Source organism: Pseudomonas sp. P1.8, assembly GCF_001269805.1.
Taxonomy (GTDB): domain Bacteria; phylum Pseudomonadota; class Gammaproteobacteria; order Pseudomonadales; family Pseudomonadaceae; genus Aquipseudomonas.
The window spans coordinates 279973-302345 of the sequence record NZ_LHVM01000023.1; the positions used below are offsets into that span (position 1 = coordinate 279973).

The 22373-nt window shown below is 57.6% G+C and carries 19 protein-coding genes; 8 read left to right on the plus strand and 11 right to left on the minus strand.

The annotated features are described in order from the left end of the window. Positions 1-73: 73 nt before the first annotated feature. Entirely contained in the window at positions 74-1129 is a 1056-nt protein-coding gene (locus AD668_RS25500) for a phosphorylcholine phosphatase (protein WP_053163397.1), read from the minus strand. Between the two features lie 241 nt (positions 1130-1370). Here AD668_RS25500 and AD668_RS25505 point away from each other — a divergent pair, with 241 nt between their 5' ends. Then, positions 1371-2762, plus strand: a complete 1392-nt coding sequence (locus AD668_RS25505) for an L-cystine transporter (protein WP_053163400.1) — start codon at positions 1371-1373, stop codon at positions 2760-2762. Positions 2763-2851: 89 nt separating this feature from the next. Here AD668_RS25505 and AD668_RS25510 read toward each other — a convergent pair whose 3' ends face one another. Then, the gene (locus AD668_RS25510) at positions 2852-3364 is read right to left on the minus strand and encodes a dihydrofolate reductase (protein WP_053163403.1); all 513 of its coding nucleotides are present in this window, start codon (positions 3362-3364) and stop codon (positions 2852-2854) included. Between the two features lie 85 nt (positions 3365-3449). On the opposite strand from AD668_RS25510, the gene AD668_RS25515 reads away from it, so the two are divergent. Together AD668_RS25515 and AD668_RS25520 are read left to right on the plus strand one after the other, a co-directional pair. Continuing rightward, the gene (locus AD668_RS25515; protein WP_053163406.1) at positions 3450-4820 is read left to right on the plus strand and encodes a DUF2868 domain-containing protein; all 1371 of its coding nucleotides are present in this window, start codon (positions 3450-3452) and stop codon (positions 4818-4820) included. Next, a complete protein-coding gene (locus tag AD668_RS25520) occupies positions 4813-6189 on the plus strand; it encodes a GTPase/DUF3482 domain-containing protein (RefSeq protein WP_053163409.1) in 1377 nt (458 codons plus the stop codon). Before AD668_RS25515 ends, AD668_RS25520 begins: the two co-directional genes overlap by 8 nt. Before the next feature lie 131 nt (positions 6190-6320). Here AD668_RS25520 and AD668_RS25525 read toward each other — a convergent pair whose 3' ends face one another. The 7 genes from AD668_RS25525 to AD668_RS25555 form a co-directional block, all read right to left on the minus strand. Then, positions 6321-6878, minus strand: a complete 558-nt coding sequence (locus AD668_RS25525) for a phosphonate degradation HD-domain oxygenase (protein ID WP_053163412.1) — start codon at positions 6876-6878, stop codon at positions 6321-6323. Continuing rightward, on the minus strand, positions 6878-8011 hold the full coding sequence (locus AD668_RS25530) for a TIGR03364 family FAD-dependent oxidoreductase (RefSeq protein WP_053163415.1): 1134 nt from the start codon (positions 8009-8011) through the stop codon (positions 6878-6880). The genes AD668_RS25525 and AD668_RS25530 overlap by 1 nt, the downstream gene beginning before the upstream one ends. 117 nt (positions 8012-8128) lie before the next feature. After that, positions 8129-9154, minus strand: coding sequence for a putative 2-aminoethylphosphonate ABC transporter substrate-binding protein (locus AD668_RS25535; RefSeq protein ID WP_053163418.1), 1026 nt, complete (start codon positions 9152-9154; stop codon positions 8129-8131). Between the two features lie 38 nt (positions 9155-9192). Continuing rightward, positions 9193-10917 (minus strand): putative 2-aminoethylphosphonate ABC transporter permease subunit, encoded by a 1725-nt coding sequence (locus AD668_RS25540; protein WP_053163422.1) that lies wholly within the window; start codon positions 10915-10917, stop codon positions 9193-9195. Beyond that, the gene (locus AD668_RS25545) at positions 10917-11993 is read right to left on the minus strand and encodes a putative 2-aminoethylphosphonate ABC transporter ATP-binding protein (protein WP_053163426.1); all 1077 of its coding nucleotides are present in this window, start codon (positions 11991-11993) and stop codon (positions 10917-10919) included. The genes AD668_RS25540 and AD668_RS25545 overlap by 1 nt, the downstream gene beginning before the upstream one ends. 222 nt (positions 11994-12215) lie before the next feature. Next, positions 12216-13079 (minus strand): LysR family transcriptional regulator, encoded by an 864-nt coding sequence (locus tag AD668_RS25550; protein ID WP_053163429.1) that lies wholly within the window; start codon positions 13077-13079, stop codon positions 12216-12218. Positions 13080-13095: 16 nt separating this feature from the next. Further along, positions 13096-15357 (minus strand): heavy metal translocating P-type ATPase, encoded by a 2262-nt coding sequence (locus AD668_RS25555; RefSeq protein ID WP_053163433.1) that lies wholly within the window; start codon positions 15355-15357, stop codon positions 13096-13098. An 85-nt stretch (positions 15358-15442) separates the two neighbouring features. Between AD668_RS25555 and cadR the strand changes: the two genes are divergently transcribed. Next, positions 15443-15892 carry a Cd(II)/Pb(II)-responsive transcriptional regulator gene (gene cadR, locus AD668_RS25560; RefSeq protein ID WP_053163434.1) on the plus strand — a complete coding sequence of 150 codons (450 nt, stop codon included), beginning with the start codon at positions 15443-15445 and terminating at the stop codon, positions 15890-15892. A 113-nt stretch (positions 15893-16005) separates the two neighbouring features. Here the strand turns inward: cadR and AD668_RS25565 are convergent, their stop codons facing one another. After that, positions 16006-16347, minus strand: a complete 342-nt coding sequence (locus tag AD668_RS25565) for a thymidylate synthase (RefSeq protein WP_256220770.1) — start codon at positions 16345-16347, stop codon at positions 16006-16008. Between the two features lie 344 nt (positions 16348-16691). Between AD668_RS25565 and AD668_RS25570 the strand changes: the two genes are divergently transcribed. The 4 genes from AD668_RS25570 to AD668_RS25580 all read left to right on the plus strand — a co-directional run bounded on the left by AD668_RS25570 (position 16692) and on the right by AD668_RS25580 (position 21110). Continuing rightward, complete coding sequence (locus AD668_RS25570; RefSeq protein WP_053163440.1) at positions 16692-17486, plus strand: Hachiman antiphage defense system protein HamA; 795 nt, start codon at positions 16692-16694, stop codon at positions 17484-17486. Beyond that, positions 17487-18977 (plus strand): DEAD/DEAH box helicase, encoded by a 1491-nt coding sequence (locus AD668_RS30095; protein ID WP_256220771.1) that lies wholly within the window; start codon positions 17487-17489, stop codon positions 18975-18977. Between the two features lie 50 nt (positions 18978-19027). After that, a complete protein-coding gene (locus AD668_RS30100; protein ID WP_256220772.1) occupies positions 19028-19966 on the plus strand; it encodes a hypothetical protein in 939 nt (312 codons plus the stop codon). 190 nt (positions 19967-20156) lie between these two features. Continuing rightward, positions 20157-21110, plus strand: a complete 954-nt coding sequence (locus AD668_RS25580) for an Abi family protein (protein WP_053163444.1) — start codon at positions 20157-20159, stop codon at positions 21108-21110. 341 nt (positions 21111-21451) lie between these two features. On the opposite strand, the gene AD668_RS25585 is transcribed toward AD668_RS25580, so the two are convergent. Then, positions 21452-22324, minus strand: coding sequence for a restriction endonuclease (locus AD668_RS25585; protein ID WP_053163447.1), 873 nt, complete (start codon positions 22322-22324; stop codon positions 21452-21454). Positions 22325-22373 lie beyond the last annotated feature (49 nt).

A 22373-nucleotide genomic window follows, 5' to 3' on the forward strand; every position in this document is an offset into this window, starting at 1 on the left:
ATCGTTTTTACCGACCCATTACCGAAGCCCCTCCTGTAGGAGCCGGCTTGCTGGCGATGCAGGCACCCCGGTCTTACTGAATCTCCTCTGGTTTCACAATCACCCAATTCTTGTCCGCCGTCACCGGCAGTCCTTCCTTGGCCTGGGCCGCGGCGTGCTTGGCCATCATGCCGTTAATCTGGGTCATGTATTTGTCCTTGCGGTTGATCCACAGATGAATGCCACCCTTGGCCACGTCGACATCGTGGAACAGCATGTAGCCGTCGCTGGTCGGCGTGTCGCCGCCCACCAGTACCGGTTTTTTCCACTCGTCGATGTAGGTCAGGATCGCCGCGTGCTTGCCGGCCATCCAGGTTGCCGGGGTCCACAGGTAAGGAGTCATCTCCAGACCGAGGTTGGCTTTCTCGTCATATTTGCCAGCGGTGATCTGCTTGCGCGCGGTGGTCAGCTCGCCGGTTTTCGAGTCTTTGAGCAGCAGTGTCACGCCGATCACGTTCTGCGGTTTGACGTTGTAACCGTACTTCGGATCGGCCGCGACCATACGCACCAGTTCTTCGGAGGCGGCGGTCATCACATAGACCTCGATGCCGTTCTCCATCAACTTGTTGTAGAGCTCTTGCTGGCCGGTGAAGATTTTAGGTGGGTTGACGTCGAGTTTCTTGACCACGTCGCCTTCGTAATAAGTGGCCGGCACCGGTTTGCCCGAGGCCATCATCTCGTCGACGTAGCCCTTGAGTTCTTGCAGCGTAAAACCGGAGAACACTTGGGCGACCCATGGGTAGCAAACCATGTCGTCGAGTTCGCAGAGGCGATAGTAGTAGCTGAACAGGCTTTCCTTGTGGTCGGCGGTGTCCTTGAACGGCATCAGCTTCAGGGAAGGATCGAGCTTGTCGCGGGTGATCAGGCCCTTGTTTTCCATGTAAGGCAGTAACGACTCTTCGAGGTCGTAGCGGTAACTGGTGTTGTCCATGTCGAACACCGCGTAGTTACCTTTGTTGGCGTTGGCCGCGATCATCGCGTCCAGCGCCTTGGCCTGATCGGCTGGCCAGTGTTTCAAATCCGTTGCGAGAACCTGGCCGGCAAGACCGAGGCAAAGTGCTGCCGCGAGAAACTTCGGTGCGAACTTCATTGGTAATCTCCCTGATTTATAGGAGATCGACGCTAACAAAAAAGTGTGACATCCCCGGTCTGTCAGCGACCGCCCACGTCCCTTTCGCGCCAGTTGCATTTCTGACAGCGACATTCACTTATTCCAAAAACGACGGACACCCTGATTTTTTGATATTAATTCATTACTTTTCAAGCTGTTAGGCTTACCGGTTCGCAGCTGCCCCGGAAGGTGGCTGGCACAAGTCACTTTCGGAGTTCTCATGAATCTGCCGCTGATCCTCAATCTGCTGGTGTTCCTCGCCCTGCTCTTCGGCCTGGCGCAAACCCGCCACACCACATGGAGCCTGGCAAAAAAAGTCCTGCTCGCCTTGGTACTGGGCGTGGCATTCGGTGTGGCGTTGCACACCGTTTACGGTGCCGGCAACCCGGTGCTGAAAGCTTCGATCGGCTGGTTCGATCTGGTGGGTAATGGTTACGTGCAGTTGCTGCAAATGATCGTGATCCCGCTGGTGTTCGCCTCGATCCTCAGTGCCGTGGCCCGCCTGCATAATGCTTCGTCGCTGGGCAAGATCAGCTTCCTGACCATTGGCACGCTGCTGTTCACAACCGCCATCGCGGCGCTGATTGGCATCGGCCTGACCAACCTGTTCGGTCTGACCGCCGAAGGCCTGGTGGCCGGTACCCAGGAAATGGCCCGTTTGCAAACCATACAGACCGACTATGCAGGCAAGGTCGCGGACCTGAATGTGCCGCAGTTGCTGCTGTCGTTCATCCCGCAAAACCCGTTCGCCGACTTGGCGCGCGCCAAGCCGACGTCGATCATCAGCGTGGTGATCTTCGCTGCGTTCCTCGGCGTCGCGGCGCTGCAATTGCTCAAGGATGATGTGGAAAATGGTCAGAAAGTGATCAACGCCATCGACACCCTGCAAGCCTGGGTAATGCGCCTCGTGCGTCTGGTGATGAAGCTGACGCCGTATGGCGTTCTGGCGTTGATGACCAAAGTGGTCGCTGGTTCCAACCTGCAGGACATCATCAAGCTCGGCAGTTTCGTGGTGGTGTCCTACCTCGGCCTGGGGCTGATGTTTGTGGTGCATGGCCTGCTGGTGTCGGCGGCGGGGATCAATCCGCTGCGTTTCTTCCGCAAGATCTGGCCAGTGCTGACGTTTGCCTTCACCAGCCGTTCGAGTGCTGCGACGATTCCGTTGAGCATCGAGGCGCAGACCAGTCGCTTGGGTATTCCGCAGTCGATCGCCAGTTTCGCGGCGTCGTTCGGCGCGACCATTGGCCAGAACGGTTGTGCCGGCCTGTACCCGGCGATGTTGGCGGTGATGGTGGCCCCGACCGTGGGGATCAATCCGCTGGACCCGCTATGGATCGCAACACTGGTGGCGATTGTCACGTTGAGTTCGGCCGGTGTCGCCGGGGTTGGCGGCGGTGCGACGTTTGCGGCGTTGATTGTGCTGCCGGCGATGGGCTTGCCGGTGTCACTGGTGGCGCTGCTGATTTCGGTCGAGCCGCTGATTGATATGGGGCGTACGGCGTTGAATGTCAGTGGTTCGATGACGGCGGGTGCGATTACCAGTCAGGTGATGCAGCAGACCGATAAAGCGTTGCTGGATGCGGATGAGCATTCAGCGTTGGCGCAGGCTTGATCGGAGCCTGATAGACCGCTATCGCTGGCAAGCCAGCTCCTACAATGGAATGCGTTTCCCCTGTAGGAGCTGGCTTGCCAGCGATGCTTTTAGGCTTTTTCCCAGACTTCGAAGTTGTACGCCGGCTTGTCGCCTTCCGCCGGGTTCGGCGCATTCGACACCAACTTCCACTGGCCCAAATCAAACTCCGGAAACCACGCATCCCCGTCCGGGCTCAGCGCGACGCGGGTCAGGTATAACCGATCAGCCTGCGCCAATCCTTGCGCATACAACTGCGCACCGCCGATCAGCATCAGCTCATCGACGCCCTGTTCTTTCGCCCACTCTTCAGCGCGAACGACGGCAGCTTCCAGCGACGGATAAACCTCCGCGCCTTCCAGCACCAGATCCGCCTGACGGCTGACCACGATATTCAAGCGGCCCGGCAACGGTCGACCGAGGGAATCCCAAGTCTTGCGACCCATGATGATCGGCTTGCCGAGCGTCGTGGCCTTGAAGTACTTGAAGTCCCCCGGCAAGTGCCAGGGCATGCTGTTGTCGACGCCGATCACGCGGTTTTCACCGAGGGCTGCGATCAGGCTGAGGGGGAGTGATTTAGTCATGCCGGCGAGGATACCAGAGCCACGCTTTCGCCGATAAGCGCCACAACGGTTATGCTCACATCTCAATTAAGCGACGGGATGCCGCGTGACTGAACTGAATAACCTCTGGCTGACAGAAACCATTCGCCTGCGTGAAGAACATGCAGGCCCTTTGGAAGACCTTGAAGCCAACCGAATGGCCCGCAGCGCTGGCGGCGATCTGCCGGCGCGCATTCAACGCCGCGCCCTGTGGCTGGCCGAGCGCGATGGTCTGGCCGATGCGCTCAAACACTGGTTGCAAGGCGCGCAACTGGCGTTGATCGTGATGGCGCTGCTGGCTGTGGTCAGCGGCGCGGGGCTGGCGTTTGCCGCGCTGGGCGACGGCCTGCATCCGGTGAATGTGTTCTGGGCCCTGGGCAGTCTGCTCGGGCTGAATTCGATCCTGCTGCTGAGCTGGGCCTTGGGCCTTTTGTTCGCTGGCGAGCACGGCGCCAGCCTCGGGCGCTTGTGGCTGTGGCTGAGTGAGAAACTCGCCCGCGACGCCAAAGCGGCACAACTGGCCCCCGCCCTGCTCCTGTTGCTGCAACGCCGCAAACTCAATCGCTGGGCCATTGGCGTGCTGGTCAACAGCCTGTGGTTGCTGGCGATGCTTAGTGCCTTGGTCATTCTGCTGACGCTGATGGCGACCCGGCGTTACGGCTTCGTCTGGGAAACTACCATCCTCAGCGCCGACACCTTCATTGCCGTAACCCAAGCCCTAGGCGCACTGCCGGCCTTGATCGGCTTCAGCGTGCCGACCGAAGAAATGATCCGCGCCAGCGGCGATGCCGCACTGAACATCGAAAGCGCCCGTCAGGCCTGGGCCGCGTGGCTGGTTGGCGTGCTACTGATTTACGGCGTGGTGCCGCGCCTGTTACTGGCGCTGTTTTGCCTGTGGCGCTGGAAGTCCGGCCGAGCCAGCTTGCAACTCGATCTGAACCTGCCGGGTTACGCCCAGCTGCGAGAACGGCTGATGCCCACCAGTGAACGCCTGGGTGTCAGCGACGCCGCACCGGCACAACTGCATCGCGTGGAAAGTGGCGTCAGTGAACAGCAAAGCGACGGCGCATTGTTGGTCGCCATCGAACTGGACAACGACCGACCCTGGCCACCGCAACTGCCGAAAAACGTCAGCAACGCCGGCATTCTCGACAGCCGTGAATCGCGGCACAAACTTCTCGAGCAACTCAGCCGTTTCCCCCCGGCACGATTGGCGATTGCTTGCGATCCAAGACGCTCGCCGGATCGCGGTAGCCTGGCATTGATTGCCGAGCTCGCCCGCAGCGCCAGCGCCACCCGCGTCTGGCTGCTGCAAGCTCCACCCGGTGAAGCGCTGGACGCCGAGCGTCTTGGTGATTGGCATGTAGCACTGCAACAGTTGGAACTGCCGTTTGCCGATTGCGCACCGATGAACTGGCTGGAGACGGGTCATGACTGACACCAGGAAGCAGCCTCTGAAACTCGCCGTCGTCGGCCACACCAACGTCGGTAAGACCTCGTTGCTGCGTACGCTGACGCGCGATGTCGGCTTTGGCGAAGTGTCCCATCGCCCCAGCACCACGCGGCACGTCGAAGGGGCGCGCCTGTCGGTGGATGGCGAGCCATTGCTGGATCTCTACGACACGCCCGGCCTGGAAGACGCTATCGCCCTGCTCGATTACCTCGAACGCCTGGAGCGTCCCGGCGAGCGCCTGGATGGTCCGGAACGGCTGGAACGCTTTCTCGAAGGCAGCGAAGCCCGGCAACGATTTGAACAGGAAGCCAAAGTGTTACGCCAGTTGCTGGCGTCGGACGCCGGGCTCTACGTGATCGATGCCCGCGAGCCCGTACTCGCCAAGTATCGCGATGAACTCGAAGTGCTCGCCAGTTGCGGCAAACCGTTGTTGCCGGTGTTGAATTTCGTCAGCAGCGCCAACCATCGCGAGCCGGCGTGGCGTGACGCCCTAGCGCGACTGGGCCTGCATGCGTTGGTGCGTTTCGATAGCGTGGCGCCGCCCGAGGATGGCGAACGCCGGCTCTACGAAAGTCTCGCTCTGCTGCTGGAAACCGCACGGCCACAACTGGAACGCTTGATCGCCGATCAACAGGCCCAACGCCTTGCTCGCCAGCAAAGTGCGGCGCGGTTGATTGCCGAATTACTGATCGATTGCGCTGCCTGCCGACGCAGTGTGGTCGCCGACGCGGAGCAAGAACAGCAAGCGATCAGCGAATTGCGCAAAGCCGTGCGTCAACGCGAACAGCGTTGCGTCGAGGCGCTGCTCAAGCTTTACGCCTTCCGCCCCCAGGACGCCGCCGCCAGCGACTTGCCACTGCTCGACGGTCGTTGGGGCGATGATCTGTTCAACCCGGAGACCCTTAAACAATTGGGTGTGCGTGTGGGTAGCGGCATAGCCGCAGGTGCAGCCGCCGGGGCCGGGGTCGATTTGCTCGTGGGTGGCATCACCTTGGGTGCGGCGGCATTGGCTGGAGCCATCGCTGGCGGCGCCCTGCAAACTGCGCGCAGTTATGGCAGCCGCTTGCTGGGCAAGCTCAAGGGCCAACGCGAGCTGACCGTCGATGACAACGTGCTCCGGCTGTTGGCGCTGCGCCAGCGGCAATTGCTGCAAGCGCTGAATGCCCGTGGCCATGCGGCGATGGACAGCATTCAAGTCGCCACACCACAGGATAAAACCTGGCGCGAAGGCAAGTTGCCCGAGGCCCTGAACAAAGCCCGGGCGCATCCTCAGTGGTCGTCGCTGAACCCGCAGGCGAAGTTGAATCAGTCAGAACGGCAGGAGCAGGTTGAGGTGTTGGCTCAGCAGCTGTAGTCACCTGAACATTTGTGTTGTTTGAACTGACGCCATCGCGAGCAGGCTCGCTCCTACATTGGATCTGTGATCGACACAAATCCCCTGTAGGAGCGAGCCTGCTCGCGATGGCAGCGACTCGATTTAAAGGCTTACGCCGCCAACAGACGCACCGCTTTGCCCTTCAATACCGCCAGATCAATCACCGGCACGTGCATCTCTTTGGCCATTTCATCCCACTGGCGCATGCGCAAGCTCACGGCACACAACGGGTCCTGCTCGAACGCCTGCGCCTCTTCAGTCGTCATCACCCCGCCCTGATATTCCAGCGTCCGGCGACTGGCTTCGCTCAAGCGCTCGTAGTACCCCGGCTCTTTGAGCGTCAGATAACGCTTGGCCTGAACGTGGTATTCGACCAGCCGCGCCATGCGTTCGCTGAAACCTGCGCGACGCAAGTAATCCGCACCCAGGCGCTCATGGCTGACCACGCCGAATCCACCCATGTTTTCGGCGCTCTCGGCACAGATGTGTCCGATGTCATGGAAAAATGCCGCCAGTACCACTTCATCATCGAAGCCTTCGGCCATGGCCAGTTCAGCGGCCTGGGACATGTGCTCGATTTGCGACACCGGTTCGCCGATGTAATCGCTGTCACCAAAACGCTCGTACAGGCCGAATACTTCAGCGACGACTTGTTCATTGCGCACCATCAGACTTCCCCCAATATTGCGGCGACGTTACGTTCGGCTATCGCCGGCCCGACACTCATGCCGACACCGGAGTGCATCAATGCCACGCTCAGGCCCTTTGCCGGACTCAGGAGCGAAAATGGCCCCGGCCCCCGTGAACCATAGACGCCCTGCCAGCGCTCGACCACTTGCACTTTGCAGCCCAGCGTTTGCTCGGCCAGTTCGATCATCCAGTCATCGACCTGCTCGGCATTGAAGGGTGACGGATCGCAGCCGTAATGGTGGGAATCGCCGATGATCAACTCGCCATGGGGTGTCGGGCTGATCAGCAGGTGGATGCCGTTTTCATGCAGGTGCGGTGCGTAGCGCAGAATCTCGGCCTGCACCGCAGCGGCTTCCGGTAAATCCGCGAAGGCGCCGTAGTGCACGCAACTCAAACCGGTGAGCAACGCGTGTTGCAGGTTGAGGTTGATTTGCGGGCGGGCGCGGAGCATTTGCAGACGACAGATTTGTGGCTCGAGCTCAGCGATCTGCTCGGCCAGCAACGTCTGATAATCATGGCCGGAGCAGACAATGATCTGCTCGGCACTGAAGCTGCCGGCCGTGCTGTGCAAGCGACCCGGCTCGATATCACGCACCAGGGTGGAGAAGTGAAACTGGACGCCCAGGTCGCGACGCAGAAAGTCGATCAGCGCCGGAATCGCTTCGCGGGAATACAGCTGCTGGTCGTCCATGCCATGCAACGCGGCACGGTGATGGCGGAATTGGCCGCCGTACAGCCCGCGCAATGCAGCGCCGCGCAGCAGGTCGACGCGGTAATCGTGTTCAACAGCGCGCCCTTCGCAGAAGGCTTCCAGCAGTTGTTCTTCTGCTTCGGTGCGAGCAAACAGATACGAGCCGTTGCGCTTGAGTTGCAGCCCGGCGAGTTGCGCCCAATCGCCCCAGATGCCGCGACTGGCGCGAGCCAGTTCCAGCATCTGGCCTGGGGGCTGGCCGGTGACCAGTGCCTGACCGAAGTTACGTACCGAAGCACCGAGAGGCGTTTCGCTGCGTTCGAAAACCTTGACCTTGAGACCGCGCTTGGCGGCGGCATAGGCGTGAGACAAACCCAGGATGCCGGCGCCGACGATCAGCATGTCGTTGTGTTGTGTCATCTAGAGGTGTCCTGAATTCAAGGCCGCTATCGCTGGCAAGCCAGCTCCTACAAGTGCGACGAGAACCCTGTAGGAGCTGGCTTGCCAGCGATGAGGCCCAGTCAGCCGATGAAGTACTTACTTGGCCGCCACTTTCTCGGACTTGCCGTCATAGCGCTTGCGCCATTCAGTCAGGATCTCGTCGCGGTTTTTCGACGCCCAGGCAAAGTCGTTCTTGATCAGGCGCTGTTCGTAGTCAGCCGGCAGTTCGGTCTGCGGTTTGGCGATGCCAGGCTGGGCGAGCACGGCGAAGTTTTCCTTGTAGAGTTCCATCGCCTCGGGGCTGGCGGAGAAGTCAGCCAGTTTCTTCGCCGCTTCTTCGTGGGCGGTGCCCTTGATCACGGCAGTCGCTTCAATCTCCCAGCCAAGGCCTTCCTTCGGCAGGATGATGTCCAGCGGCGCGCCCTGGCGTTTCAACTGAACGGCCGGGTATTCGAAAGAAATACCGATCGGGAATTCACCCGCCGCCGCCAGTTTGCAAGGCTTGGAACCGGAGTGAACGTACTGGCCGATGTTCTGGTGCAGGCCGTCCATGTAGGCCCAGCCCTGCTTGTCGCCGAAGGTTTGCAGCCAGGCGCTGACGTCGAGGAAACCGGTGCCGGACGAGGCCGGGTTCGGCATGACGATCTTGCCTTTGTACTCGGGCTTGGTCAGGTCTTGCCAGCTCACGGGTTTGCTCAGGCCCTGCTTTTCGGCTTCGACGGTGTTGAAGCAAATGGTCGCGGCCCAGACGTCCATGCCGACCCAGGCTGGCGGGTTGGCGGCGTCGCGGTAGTTCGCGCCGATCTTGCCCAGATCCTTTGGCGCGTAGCTTTGCAGCATGCCTTGCTGATCGAGGATCGCCAGGCTCGAAGCGGCCAGGCCCCACACGGCGTCAGCCTGCGGACGGGCTTTTTCGGCCAACAGTTTGGCGGTGATGATGCCGGTGGAATCACGCACCCATTTGATTTCGACGTCCGGGTTAGCCTTTTCGAACGCCTCTTTATAGGTCTTCAGTTGTTCGGCTTCGAGGGCGGTGTACACCGTCAACTCGGTTTTCGCCGCAAAGGCGTTCAGGCTGAAAGCGGTGAGGACAGCAGCGGCCAGGGCCAAAGGCTTGAACATGATCTTTTCCTGTTTGTTGAGTTGAGGGGTGTGCAGATTCAATGACCGGGCGCGGTCTGCCGCCAGGCCTGGGAGCGGCGCAGCAAACCGCGCGAGGCCCAGGCGAGCAGCAGGGAAACGCCCGCCGAGGTAATCAGGATCAGGGTCGACATCGCGGCCGCACCACCGACGTTGCCGGCATCGTCCATGTTCAGCACCGCCACCGCCGCGAGGATGGTGTCGGGGCTGTAGAGGAAGATCGCCGCCGAAACGGTGGTCATGGCCGAGACGAACAGGTAGCGCACGATGTCCAGCAATGCCGGCAAGCAGATCGGCACGGTGACACGCAGGTAATGGCGGTACAGCGGCGCCTTGAGCGACAGCGCGGCGGCTTCGAACTCGGCGTCGAGTTGACGCAGCGCGGTGGTCGCGGTCATTTGCGCGGTGGTCAAATAGTGCGCAATGGTGCAAACGATCAAGAGCGTCATGGTCCCGTAAAGAACATGCAACGGGTTGCCGGTGAGGTTGAAGAAGAAGACGTAACCCAAGCCCAGCACCAGACCCGGCACCGCCATCGGTACGAAACTGAGCATGCGCAGGGCCAGATTCAAGCCGCGCTGGCCCTTGGTTTTTTCCATCAGATAGGCGCCGGTGAAGATCAGCAGGCTGCCGATCAACGCGGTGCCCAAGGCCATCTTCAGGCTGTTTGCATAAGCCAGCCAGCCACCGCCGGCGGTTTCATTGAACTGATAATGATTGAGCGATAGCGACAGGTTGTACGGCCAGAACTTCACCAAAGACGAGAACACCGCCATACCGAACACCAGCAGCAACGCGGCGCAGATCAGCAGGACGATGGCCAGGTAGCAGCCATCGCGCAGTTTCGACGGTGCCGGTTTGAAGACTTGCGCCCGTCCGCTCATGGAGTCGCCGTGACGCCGACGCAGCCATGCATCGACGCCGAAGCTGAACAGCGCCGGCAGCAACAGCACCATGCCGATCAATGCACCGCGACCGAATTGCTGCTGGCCGACTACGGCTTTGTAGGCTTCCAGCGCCAGCACTTGATAGTCGCCGCCAACGACCACCGGAACACCGAAATCGGTGATGGTCAGGGTGAACACCAGACAGAACGCAGCGAATACGGCCTGGCGTGTCGCCGGCCAGGTGATGCTGCGGAACGCTTTTGCAGGACTCGCACCCATGCTGGACGCGGCGTCGAATAGTCGCGCATCGGCCAGGGACAGGGCCGACAGCAGAATCATCAACGCGTGTGGGAAGGTGTAGATGACTTCGCCGAGCACAATGCCCCAGAAGCCGTAGATGTTGTCCGAGAGCAGGCTGCGCAACATGCCTTGATTGCCGAACAGATAAACCAGGGCAATCCCCGGCAGCATCGATGGCGCCATCAATGGCAGTAGCGAGATGCCACGCCAGATGCCCTTTGCGGGAATCAACGTACGTTGCAGCGCGTAGGCAAACAGGTAGGCCAGCGGTACAACAATGGCCGCGACGCTGAGGGAAACTTTCAGACTGTTACCGAGCAACCAGTGGAAGTTTTCGCTGGTCACCAATTCTTTGGCGGCCGCCCAACCACCGCCCTGCCCGGCTTCGGCGCTGAAACCGCGCCAGAAGATCGCCAGCAACGGCATCAACACGGCGACGCCAAGCAACACGAGCAGAAGGACTTTGCCGCCGACCACGAATACACGGTCGCCGATCTCGGCACGGGAGGTCTGCCGAACCTGCTTGTGCGGTATCGGCAGCGCGATGTTTGCGCTCATCAGGCAAACACCTGCAGGCTGCGCGGCGGCAAAGCGACCATGATCTGCTGGGCGCCAAGGCGCGGCATGGCTTCCGGCGCCAGTTCAGCCAGCAAGGCGTGGCCCGGCAAATGATCGAGTTCAAAGCTCATGCGGCAGCGGTTGCCGAGGAAGGTGATCTCGCGAACTTTGGCCGGGAACAGGTTTTCCTCGTGCACCAGCGGGTTGACGTTGATAGCTTCCGGGCGGCAGAACAACCGGCCCGACGCGGTCTTGGCGCTGCCGTCGGCCAGGCGCATGTTCATCCCGCCGACCTGGGCGTGGCTGTCGCTGCTGCGCTGGAAAGGCAGCCAGTTACCCTGGCCGACGAACTCCGCCACGAACGGCGTGGCCGGGCGGTTGTAGATTTCCTGTGGTGTGGCGTACTGCTCGACCTTGCCGTTGTTCATCACGGCGATGCGGTCGGCCATCAGCATGGCCTCGTCCTGATTGTGAGTGACCATCAGGGTGGTGACGCCGAGGTTGCGCTGTAGCTGGCGCAACTCGGTGCACAGATGCTCGCGGACGCGCGCATCGAGGGCCGACATCGGTTCGTCCAACAACAAAAGCGAGGGTGCCGGCGCGAGTGCGCGAGCCAGTGCAACCCGTTGCTGCTGACCGCCGGACAATTGGCCAGGGTACTTTTTCTCACTGCCACTGAGGCCGACCAGCTCCAGCATCTGACCGACACGCCGACGCACTTCGTCACGACCGCTGCCGGCGAGACCGTAGGCGATGTTCGCTTCGACGGTCAGATTGGGAAACAGCGCGTAGGACTGAAACAGAATGCCGTAGTCCCGGGCCTGAGGCGCCAGGTGGGAAACATCGCGATCACCGAGGTACAACTCGCCGCTGTCCTGTTTTTCCAGACCGGCAATGCAGCGCAGCAACGTGGTCTTGCCGCAACCCGACGGGCCCAGCAGGCACACCAGCTCGCCGGCCGCGACGTCGAGGGAAACGTTATCCAGTGCCGTGAAAGCGCCAAAACGCTTCTGTACGCCGCGCACTTTCATCGGTGCGCCGGGGTTGGTCAGGGCAGTTGCGATCGAATTGTTCATGGACGGACCTCATCTGGCAGATGGAGGCCATCCTAGAGTTGTAATGAGTCCGTCATATGGCAGTAAGGCAAAAACTGCCGATAGTGGTATTCGAGGATTTTGGTTCAGTTGCTGTGCTGTCATGACTGACGCCTTCGCTGGCAAGCCAGCTCCTACAAGGTTTCGCATTCCCCTGTAGGAGCTGGCTTGCCAGCGAAGAGACCTGAACAGCGGCCGAAGATCTCAGGCCGGGGCCATTTCCTGTGCCAACCCCAGAAACGCCGCCGGCAGTCGCGCGTTTTTGCGCTCCTTGAGGCAGTACAGGTATTCGGGGATTTGCGGCGCATGTTCGATGGTCAGCACGCGCAACTGCGGATCGTGGGGCACTTCCTGCCGGGCAATGATGCTGATGCCGATGTTGCGTAGCACCGCTTCGCGAATCGATTCGCGACTGCCGATCTCCAGCAGCGGCCCGAAATTCACCCCGGCGCTGGCCAGCAGGTCTTCGGTCAAACGACGGGTGGTCGAACCCGGCTCACGCATCAGCAAGGTATGCCCGGCCAGTGCGCTGAGCGGCACATGATCATGAACCGCCAGCGGATGATTGCGGTGCACGGCCAACACCAGAGGATCGCTGCCGAGCACGCGGCGAACCAACCTGGCATCCTCCAGTAACTGCGAAGAGGCGGCGACATCCACCCGGTACTCCTCCAGCGCTTCGAGCACCTGCTGGGAGTTGCCGATTTCCACCGATACCTCCACCTGTGGCAAGCGCTCGCGAAAGGTTTTCACCAGGTCCAGGATGTAATACGGCGCTGTGGCTGCGATGCGCAACGTGCCTTGGACGTGACCGCAGTTGCGCAGGAAAAACTCGATGTCGGCTTCCTGTTGCATCAGCGCCTTGACCATCGGCAACAGCCGCGCGCCTTCCTCGCTGACACTGAGGCGGCGCCCCCCGCGATAGAACAGTTCGACCGAATACTGACTTTCCAAATGGCGAATCTGGGTCGTCACGGTCGGTTGGCTCAGTCCGAGTTTCTTTGCCGCCTGGGTGATGCTGCCCAATCGGGCAACCATGTAAAACGCCTTCAGCTCGGCACTCAGCACAACCGTCCCTCATCCGTTATTTGCGCAGCAGGCGCAAACCGTTGAACACCACCAACAGGCTCACGCCCATGTCGGCGAACACCGCCATCCACATGGTAGCGAGCCCGGCGAAGGTTACCCCAAGAAAGATCGCTTTGATGACCAATGCCAGCGCAATGTTCTGCTTGAGGATGCTCGATGTTTGCCGCGACAGGCGGATGAATGCCGGAATTTTGCGCAGATCGTCGTCCATGAGGGCAACGTCGGCGGTTTCAATCGCTGTGTCGGTACCGGCCGCCGCCATCGCGAAACCGATCTCTGATCGCGCCAGTGCTGGAGCGTCGTTGATGCCGTCTCCGACCATTCCAACGTGATGACCCTGTGCATACAGGGCCTCGATGGCCTGCAACTTGTCGCTCGGCAGCAAATCGCCCCGGGCTTCATCGATGCCGACTTGCGCAGCGATTGCCCGGGCGGTATGAACGTTGTCGCCGGTGAGCATCAACGTCTTGATACCCAGATCATGCAACTGCTGGATCGCTTCGCGGCTGGACTCCTTGACGGTGTCGGCCACCGCAAACAGCGCCAAAGGGCCGGCTTGGTCGAGCAACAGCACCACCGACTTGCCCTGTTTTTCCAGGGCGAACAGCTTTTCCTCCAGGGCTGGCGAACACAAGCCCAGTTCTTCGACCAGTCGATGATTGCCCAGATGATACATCTGGCCGTTGATTTCGCCGCGCACGCCGCGCCCTCCCAGCGCTTCGAAGTTATCCACAGTGAGCACCGCAGAGTGTTTAACCACAGCCGCTGTGGCGATGGCCCGCGATACAGGATGATCCGAACGCCCGGCCAACGCCGCCGCAATGGCCGGGGCCGTCTCGTCGGCGGTGGGGTCCAGTGACAGGTAATCGGTCTGCACCGGCTTGCCGTGGGTGATCGTGCCGGTCTTGTCCAGCGCCAGGCAGTCGAGCTTGTAACCGCCCTCCAGATAGACACCGCCTTTCACCAGAATGCCTTTGCGCGCCGCCGCTGCGAGGCCACTGACGATGGTCACCGGCGTGGAAATGACCAGCGCACACGGACAGGCCACCACCAGCAACACCAGCGCCCTGTAGATCCAGTCGAACCACAGCGCCCCCATGAACAGCGGTGGAATCACCGCCACCGCCAAGGCCAGGACAAACACTGCCGGGGTGTAGATTTTCGAGAAACTGTCGACGAAACGCTGGGTCGGCGCCCGCGCGCCCTGGGCCTGTTCGACGGCGTGGATGATACGTGCCAGGGTCGAGTTGTCTGCGGCGGCAGTGACCGCATATTCCAGCGAACCCGCCTGATTGATGGTGCCGGCGAACACTTTGTCACCGACGGTTTTTTCCACCGGCAGACTTTCTCCGGTGATCGGCGCCTGATCGATGGTCGAGTTGCCGGACAGCACGTCACCGTCCAGACCAATGCGCTCGCCGGGGCGCACTCGCACCCGGGCTCCGAGCGCGATGGTTTTGACATCCTGTTCGCCCCAGCTCCCATCAGCCAGCAGTACGGTTGCCTGTTCCGGCGTCATTTGCATCAAGCCACTGATTGCGTTGCGCGCACGGTCCAGGGACCTGGCTTCGATCAATTCGGCCACAGTGAACAGGAACATCACCATCGCCGCTTCCGGCCACTGACCGATAAGGATTGCGCCGGTAACGGCGATGCTCATCAGTGCGTTGATGTTCAGGTTGAGGTTCTTGAGCGCGATCCAGCCCTTTTTATAAGTGCCGAGACCGCCACTGAGGATCGAGAGCAGCGCAATAATCGCCACCACCCAGTTCGGCGCGGCACTGGTAAAGTGCAAAATTTCCGCCAGCAACGCCCCTGCACCGGACAACGCCAATGGCCACCAAGGCTTTTTGACAGGCGGTTGTGCGGGCGCTTGAGTGCCTTGTTGCAACGGTTCGGCGTGCATGCCCAGGGACTTGATCGCCTCGACGATCGGCTCGATCCCGGGCAAATCGTGGGACACTGCGAGAACCCGATTAATAAGATTGAACTCCAGCTGATGCACACCGGTCAGTTTGCTTAGCTTGTTCTGGATCAGCGTCTGTTCGGTCGGGCAATCCATTGCCTCGATGCGGAAACTGCTCAGTCGGGCCCCGGTTGTCGGCGCTTCGCTCAGTGTGATTAACGAAGGGGCCGCCGCACTGGATGAACAGCAGGAGTCGCCGTGACCCGTGTGGCCATGCTTTTGCACAGGCTTCAGGGTGTGACCGTGTTCGTGCTCAGCCCCGGGTTTGTGGGAATGCAGGGAATCGCTCATTGGTTGCGTCCATAAGAGTGCCTGTTGCCTAGTTAAGACCCTGTAGCCGCTACAGGGTCAAGCACCGTTTTGGAGAATGGTCGTCATGAAGATCGGAGAATTGGCGAAACTCACGGACTGCGCCGTTGAGACTATCCGTTACTACGAGCGCGAAAATCTGTTGCCGGAACCTGCCCGCAGCGACGGCAACTACCGTGTCTATACCCAGGCCCACGTCGAACGCCTGACCTTCATCCGCAACTGCCGCACCCTCGACATGACGCTCGAAGAGATCCGCAGCCTGCTGGCTTTTCGCGACAGTCCACAGGATCAGTGCGACGGCGTCAACGCGTTGATCGACGAGCACATTCATCATGTAAAAGCCCGGATCGACGGATTGCTGGCCTTGCAGAGACAGTTGCTTGACCTGCGCCGGCGCTGTGGCGAGGGGCCGGATGTCGATCAATGCGGGATTTTGCAGCGGCTGGAAGTAAGCGGCGGGGTGGTGGCGACGGAGGTGGAGCATTCCCATGTGGGCCGTAGTCACGGCCACTAACAACACCGAAAACCCCTGTAGGAGCTGCCGAAGGCTGCGATCTTTTGATTTTGAAAAGCAAGATCAAAAGATCGCAGCCTTCGCCAGCTCCTACTCTGGATTGCGGTACGGCTTCAGACTGCCATCGGCGCGGTCATTGGCGCGTGGTGTTCGTAACCTTCCAGCGAGAAGTCGCTTGGCTCCACCAGCTCAAGCCATTGCGGCTGATATACACCCGTCTTGGCAAACTCCGGCACACGGTCGGAAATCACCAGTTTCGGCATCGGGAACGGCTCGCGCTTGAGCTGTTCGTTGAGCATGTCCAGGTGGTTTTCGTAGACGTGGGCATCACCGATGAAATAGGTGAACCAGCGCGGCGTGTAACCGGTCAGGCGACCGATCAGGCTCAGCAATGCGGCGCCTTCGGTGAGGTTGAACGGCGTGCCCACTCCGTTCCTCCGACATCTTTTTTGCACCTTATACCGACAACATTGGGCCTAGCCGGCATATTTCTTATGTGCAAAACGAATATCGCACATTACGAACCAAAAGGAAAGAGCTGCTCCACCTACCGTGGCCGCTCAGCCTTTTTGGAGCGATCCTCTAAGGATAGGGGCTTAGAACAGGAGGAGAATTCAACAGAGTTTTCTCGCCATACCTTGTATTAAGTGGCACATTGCCCTCTCAGCACCTACCCTGCCTTGTATAGTGCCTATTGCCCAGCCAGCAAGCGCTAGTCAGACGGGAATGAGGTTAAACCCAGAACCGCTGCGTTTGGAGACGGACTTCAGAGGCTGCGGCCCCTTTGGATATTCGTGTTATGGATGGCGTGAAATTCAAGCAAACCGGTCAGTACGCAATGTGCTGCATTGAGACCTTCTCAGACGATTTGAAAAAGGTTCTCAGGGCAAACCTCACCAGGATATGCCACGGTGCCGACCAGGCCAGCCGAAGCATGGTGGTCTTCAAGTACGCGGCCACGCTTAAGTCATTCTGGGATCGCTACTCAACTAAGGATCAGAATACCCGCACTGGCATGCTGGGAGAGTTGCTCGCGCATGTCGTAATCCTCGAGATGCTTGACGACTTTGATGTGGTTTCACCCTTCTTCAATATGGAAGAAAAACATATCAGAAAAGGCTTTGATCTCATTCTTTACCAGCCAGCGACCAACGAGGTTTGGATTACTGAAGTGAAGTCAGGGGCAGCAGGAAAGAAAACTTCGTGCGCAGCCAGCAAGGCCATGCTCGCCAAGGCACGTGATGACCTTAAAGGTCGGCTCGCGGAGTCAGAGATGAATCATTGGCTGAACGCCATGAATGCCGCACAGAAATCCATCAATGATAAGAAATCCTACAAAGAATCTGTGCTCGCCATCTTGGGCATGGAAGGTGACAAAGCCTACGGAAACTCCGCTGTAGCATCAGACAATAATGTAGTTCTAGTATCCGCTTTGTTTAACGATGTCTCGCATAAAATCATGGAGACTAGCATTGCGGATTTCACCACTACCTTGACAGCGACTCCTATTTTTAAAACCGTCTTGGTGTTATCGCTTCATAAAGGAACACTCCAGAAGCTGGAAGACTTTCTCCGGGCAGAGGCAGGATGCTAAATGCAAGAGCTCACTATCAAGGAACTGGCGAAGACCCGTTTCAAAGAAATTTACATGGAGCTTCTTCGCGGAAGCCAGATGTCCGATGGGGACACTGTGAAGCTTCTGGCGATTGCAGTTTTACTACTTAACCACCAAGCGCCCGAAATAAAGCGCCTTGGCTATCGGATCACTTTGTTTTATGGAAATCTTACAGGACGATACGAGCCGCTTTATGACGTAGCAGTCAACAGCGGCCTGCTTCCAGTAACTGCATTTATCGGTAAATCTTTTGAGCAAGATGAACGACTAAGCAGGTCTTTCATCCAAAACATTGTGAGCAGCTACGTAGATACCTTCCGTGACCAAGGCATGGTACTGACTGAGCAACAGGACACACTGAGAACTTTCGTTCAGGACGAGTATGAGAATTCGTCAGTCGTTATCGCTCCGACCTCTTACGGAAAGTCTGAGCTGATTATAAAGTCCGTCAAAGAAAACCCATCAAAACGTATACTTATTTTGGTGCCATCGAAAGCGTTATTGGCCCAGACGAAGAAACGGCTAATTTATGCAAACATCCCGAAGCTGGGCAAGGTTGTAACCCACCCCGAGATGTACTCACCCGAGCGAAATAACCGGGTTTTTGTGCTTACACAAGAACGCTTGAATCGGCTACTTAACGAATACAGCACCCTAAAGTTCGAAATGGTTTTTGTCGACGAGGCTCACAACCTCCTTCAGGGAGATAGCCGCAATGAACTCTTGGCTACAATGTTATGTATTTTGGGCGCTCGAAACCCCCAGACCTCATTCAAGTTCCTGACCCCATTCCTCTGCAATGAACTCAACGTTCGCGTTCGCTACTTGGATATGACGCCCAAGGGCTTCAGGGTTGACGAATATATCAAGTCAGAGCGTTTCTACGTTCGAGACTTCAGGACTGGCAAAAACGATGGCAAGCTTAAGTTCTATGATCATTTCCTCAACCAATGGTTAGAAATAGACAGAAAGTACAAGAATTGCTTCGATCTAATTAAACGCGAATCGCTAGCCAAAAACATCATTTATGGAAACACCAAGAAGCGTATTGAGCAGTTCGCACTCGAGCTCGCCGGGACATTACCTGACATTGAGTGCCCACTGGTTCAAACAGCTTGCGATGAGCTTGAAGATGCATTCGACAAGCGGTATCGGTTGATCTCTTGTTTGCGCAAGGGCGTCATGTACCACCACGGCTCCATCCCTGACACCATTCGACTGTATCTGGAGAACTTGTTCCACCAGTCCAAGTCCATGAAATATCTGGTGTGCAATTCCACTCTGCTTGAAGGTGTCAACCTTCCTATTGAGCGACTTTTCGTCTTTGACTATTCGAAAGGAAGAGGGAATCTGACACCCTCCCAATTCAAGAATCTGATTGGGCGGGTGAATAGGTTCAGTGAGGTGTTCGCACCCGAAGCGGGAACCACGCTTAAAAACTTGAGTCGAGCATCTACCTTTTGGGCGTAGATGGCTACACGAACAAAAAATCTAACCTCCTGACATTTTACGAAAAGGCCGTGAACGTCTCGAAGGTTGACCAAGACAGTGTAAGTAACGTTCTCCTCGAGGCAACCACCATCCTGGATGGCGAGGTGGCAGATCGTCATCGTGACGCTGTTGCAAGGCTTGAAAACCTTCAGCCGGGTGTGGTCACTGGCCAAGAATGCAAATACGTGAAAACGGAGGTTGGCCGTCTACTGATAGCCAACAGCGTTAGCGAAATCGATGTCTTCACCTCCGAAGAAGAAATCGACGATTCCATAAACATGTCGGTTGAAGCGAATGGCTTGATCGACAATGCCGACCGGCTGCTACTGGAAATCAAGAAGTGCTTCATCGACAAATTCGATGACAAGCGAAAGTATAGCGATCTGAAGCGACTCCAGAATAAAGCTACGATTGATTTCTACGCCATGTTCCTGGACTGGAAATTGAAAAAATATAGCGTCAAACAAATTCTGCGATCTACGCTTAAATACTGGCGCGAACTCCCCGAGAAGAAAGGGACAGATTATGTTTACGTGTCGAATTGGGGGGACACTAAATACGGCGATAGCCATTACACATACTGGGTCAGAATCTCAACCAAAGATGATATTGAGAAAGTTAACCTCGCCATAGTACGACTCAAAGAAGAAGATGACTTTTTTGACAACAAGATTTTCAAATTTGTAGAGGTTCTGAATGGTGTAGGTGCGATTGATCCCGATTTTTACAAACGGATCAAGTATGGCACCACCGACGACGCGAAGATCAAGCTGATTCGCGAGGGATACAGTCGAGGACTCTCCGAGCTGTTGCTTGATCGATATCCCCGCTACGTTCGCCTCGATAACAATGGCGAGATCCAGGTCAGCTCCAAGGTCATTGGGCTCATGAGGGAAAATGAAGAGAGCGACCTGCTCATCTTTGAAGCCCAGATGAACCTGAAAGCGGTTCCCGACCCTGTGGCCTAGCGCTGACGGGTATTGCTGAGACCGTCCGACCCTCTTGGTCATGGCCAAGAGGGTTGAGTCCAATTTCGATTTACCACGATGGTGGCTGCATGAGTTTTTCTACCTTCAAAACCGTCTAAACGGTTAATGGCCGCACTTAAGCTACATCCTGGAACTCATGGTCTCAGACCGCCCCTTGTCAGGAGCTTGGGTGGGCCTCGATAATATCAGCCTGCCTTTCAACGGATTGTCTATGCGACCGCTCGATGTAGACCCTTTCATCAAGGCGCTGTCCGCCCCGCGCCTACGTAACTACAAAACTTACTTCAACGCTGTCGATGACCATGATGTCTATGCGTGCTATCAGTGGAACAACGAGGTGTCCCGGTCATTCGTACCATTGATCCACCTTGTCGAAGTCGTTATGCGAAACGCGTACCACCAAGAGCTGAGCCGATTTCATTCGCAGCGGCTGAACCAAGTCATCGTAGACTCGATGGACTGGTACGACCATCTATCCCTTAATAAGCATAACGATGGGGGCTTATCGAAAACGTTAAATAGGCTTCGAAGGAAATCATCCTTCACCCACCACGATGTGGTGTCCAACCTCACCTTCGGTTTCTGGACAAACATCAGCAAGGAAACCAATACGCAGTGGGGAGTCGTTCTTCCGCTAGTATTCCCAAACACCAACAGAAATTTTTCTTTAGCCAAGAATCTGGATTGGCTAGAAGCACGTGTTGGCCTCGTCAACGATATCCGAAACCGGATCTCCCATTGGGAGCCAATCTGGAAGCGCGGAGACTTGATGGAAGAGCGCGTTATTCGTCCGACATCGGCGCCGCTGAGGGTCGTACAGCCGGCACCGTCCACGCCTGAACAAAGCATTCAACGCGTGAACACAGAATATGACCGAACCCTTTCGCTCCTTGCCATGATGGATAAAGACCTGGCAGCAGGGTATACCGATTCTCACAACCACGAGCACTTCAAATGGGTGTGCAGTGAGGATGGGTTGTCCAGCCATCGGGCCTATAAGCGTCGCGCATCGATCCCTTTCTCGATGGCCAAGCGTAATTTGTCAAGCTTAGTGAAGGGTCAAACGGTGCTCACCATTGCCCATGGCGGTGTGAGGTTTCGGATTACGCCTCTCAACGCATGATGGAAGAGTTGAGGACTGCCAGCACTCAACTCCCTCTATCCCAAGATCAAGCATTTAGAAATGCTAAAAGACAGACAAAAAAAACCGCCCATAGAGGCGGTTTTTTAGAGGTCTTGCTCGGGGTCTCTGGCTCTCTACGACGGGGTTTGGTTTGCCGATAAAGAGGTCTTTTCCTCCTGGAGGACTTGGTGCCAGACACATACCATTTCAGATTACCTATGAGACACAACAGTGTCAACAACCATTTCACCTAACGTCGCTGGGCCAATACCCCTTCTCCAGCTTCGTGATAGGCCATTCACACTTTCATCACAGAGCCCCCCGCAAGAGATAAATTTCTACTAAAACAACTCCGCTACTTGAACAAATACCGAGCCTGTCTCAGCGGCTGCTCGCACCTTCCGGTCGATGACATCTGCGAAAGGTATCTGTTTCTCCAGCGCTTCGTGGATGTCCTTTCCTGAAATACATATTAGGCTTTTACGGCGCCCAAAAGCTTCGAGCCCTACATTGGTGAAACCGTAATAGCTGATGAACACTCCTCGCGTCCAAGCTGCCTTCTCGTTGATCTTGCCCTGAAGGATATGAAGTTCACCTACCCCAACAGGGTTGGACACCCACTTAGCCTCCACGAGGTAGATATCACCGCGACAGAGGAAACTACCGTCAATCTGCTCACCCGTATTCCTAAATGGGGCACGAGGCTGAAGATTCGAGGCTTCGAAGAGCTGTTGCAGGAATGTTTCGAAAGCGTAGCCACGGGCTTGAGGCGCGAGCTTATGAACTTCCAGTAGAGCCTGCTTCAGACGAGCCGCCTGATCGACGCTGACCTGGCGCACTGCAGCAAAGGGATCGCCTATGACTTCATTTCTCGGCGAGCCTGCTTCCAAGCCTTGGATCAGGGTCAAGAATCGCCCCTCGGCATTCACCACAGGCTCATCTTTGCGCTGGTTGGACAGGGTGGCTTGACGATACTGCCAGAGGGAGTTCAACGCTCGCACGCAAGTCGTCGTATCCGCAAGCGTGAGGAAAGAACGGAGGCGCTTCGCTTTGGAAATACCGTCCGCAGCGAAAAGCGGGTCATCAATATCAATCTCCAGCTCTCCAAGGAAGAACTGGGACAAGGTACGATTCGAGAAGTCCAAGACGTAGCCCTGTTCCATCTCGAAAAGAAGGTCGAGGAACTTCATATCCAACGGTTTTATTTTAGGCATGCCGCCCTTCCTTGACCAAGCGCAACAAGACGAGCATACGACATCGCCA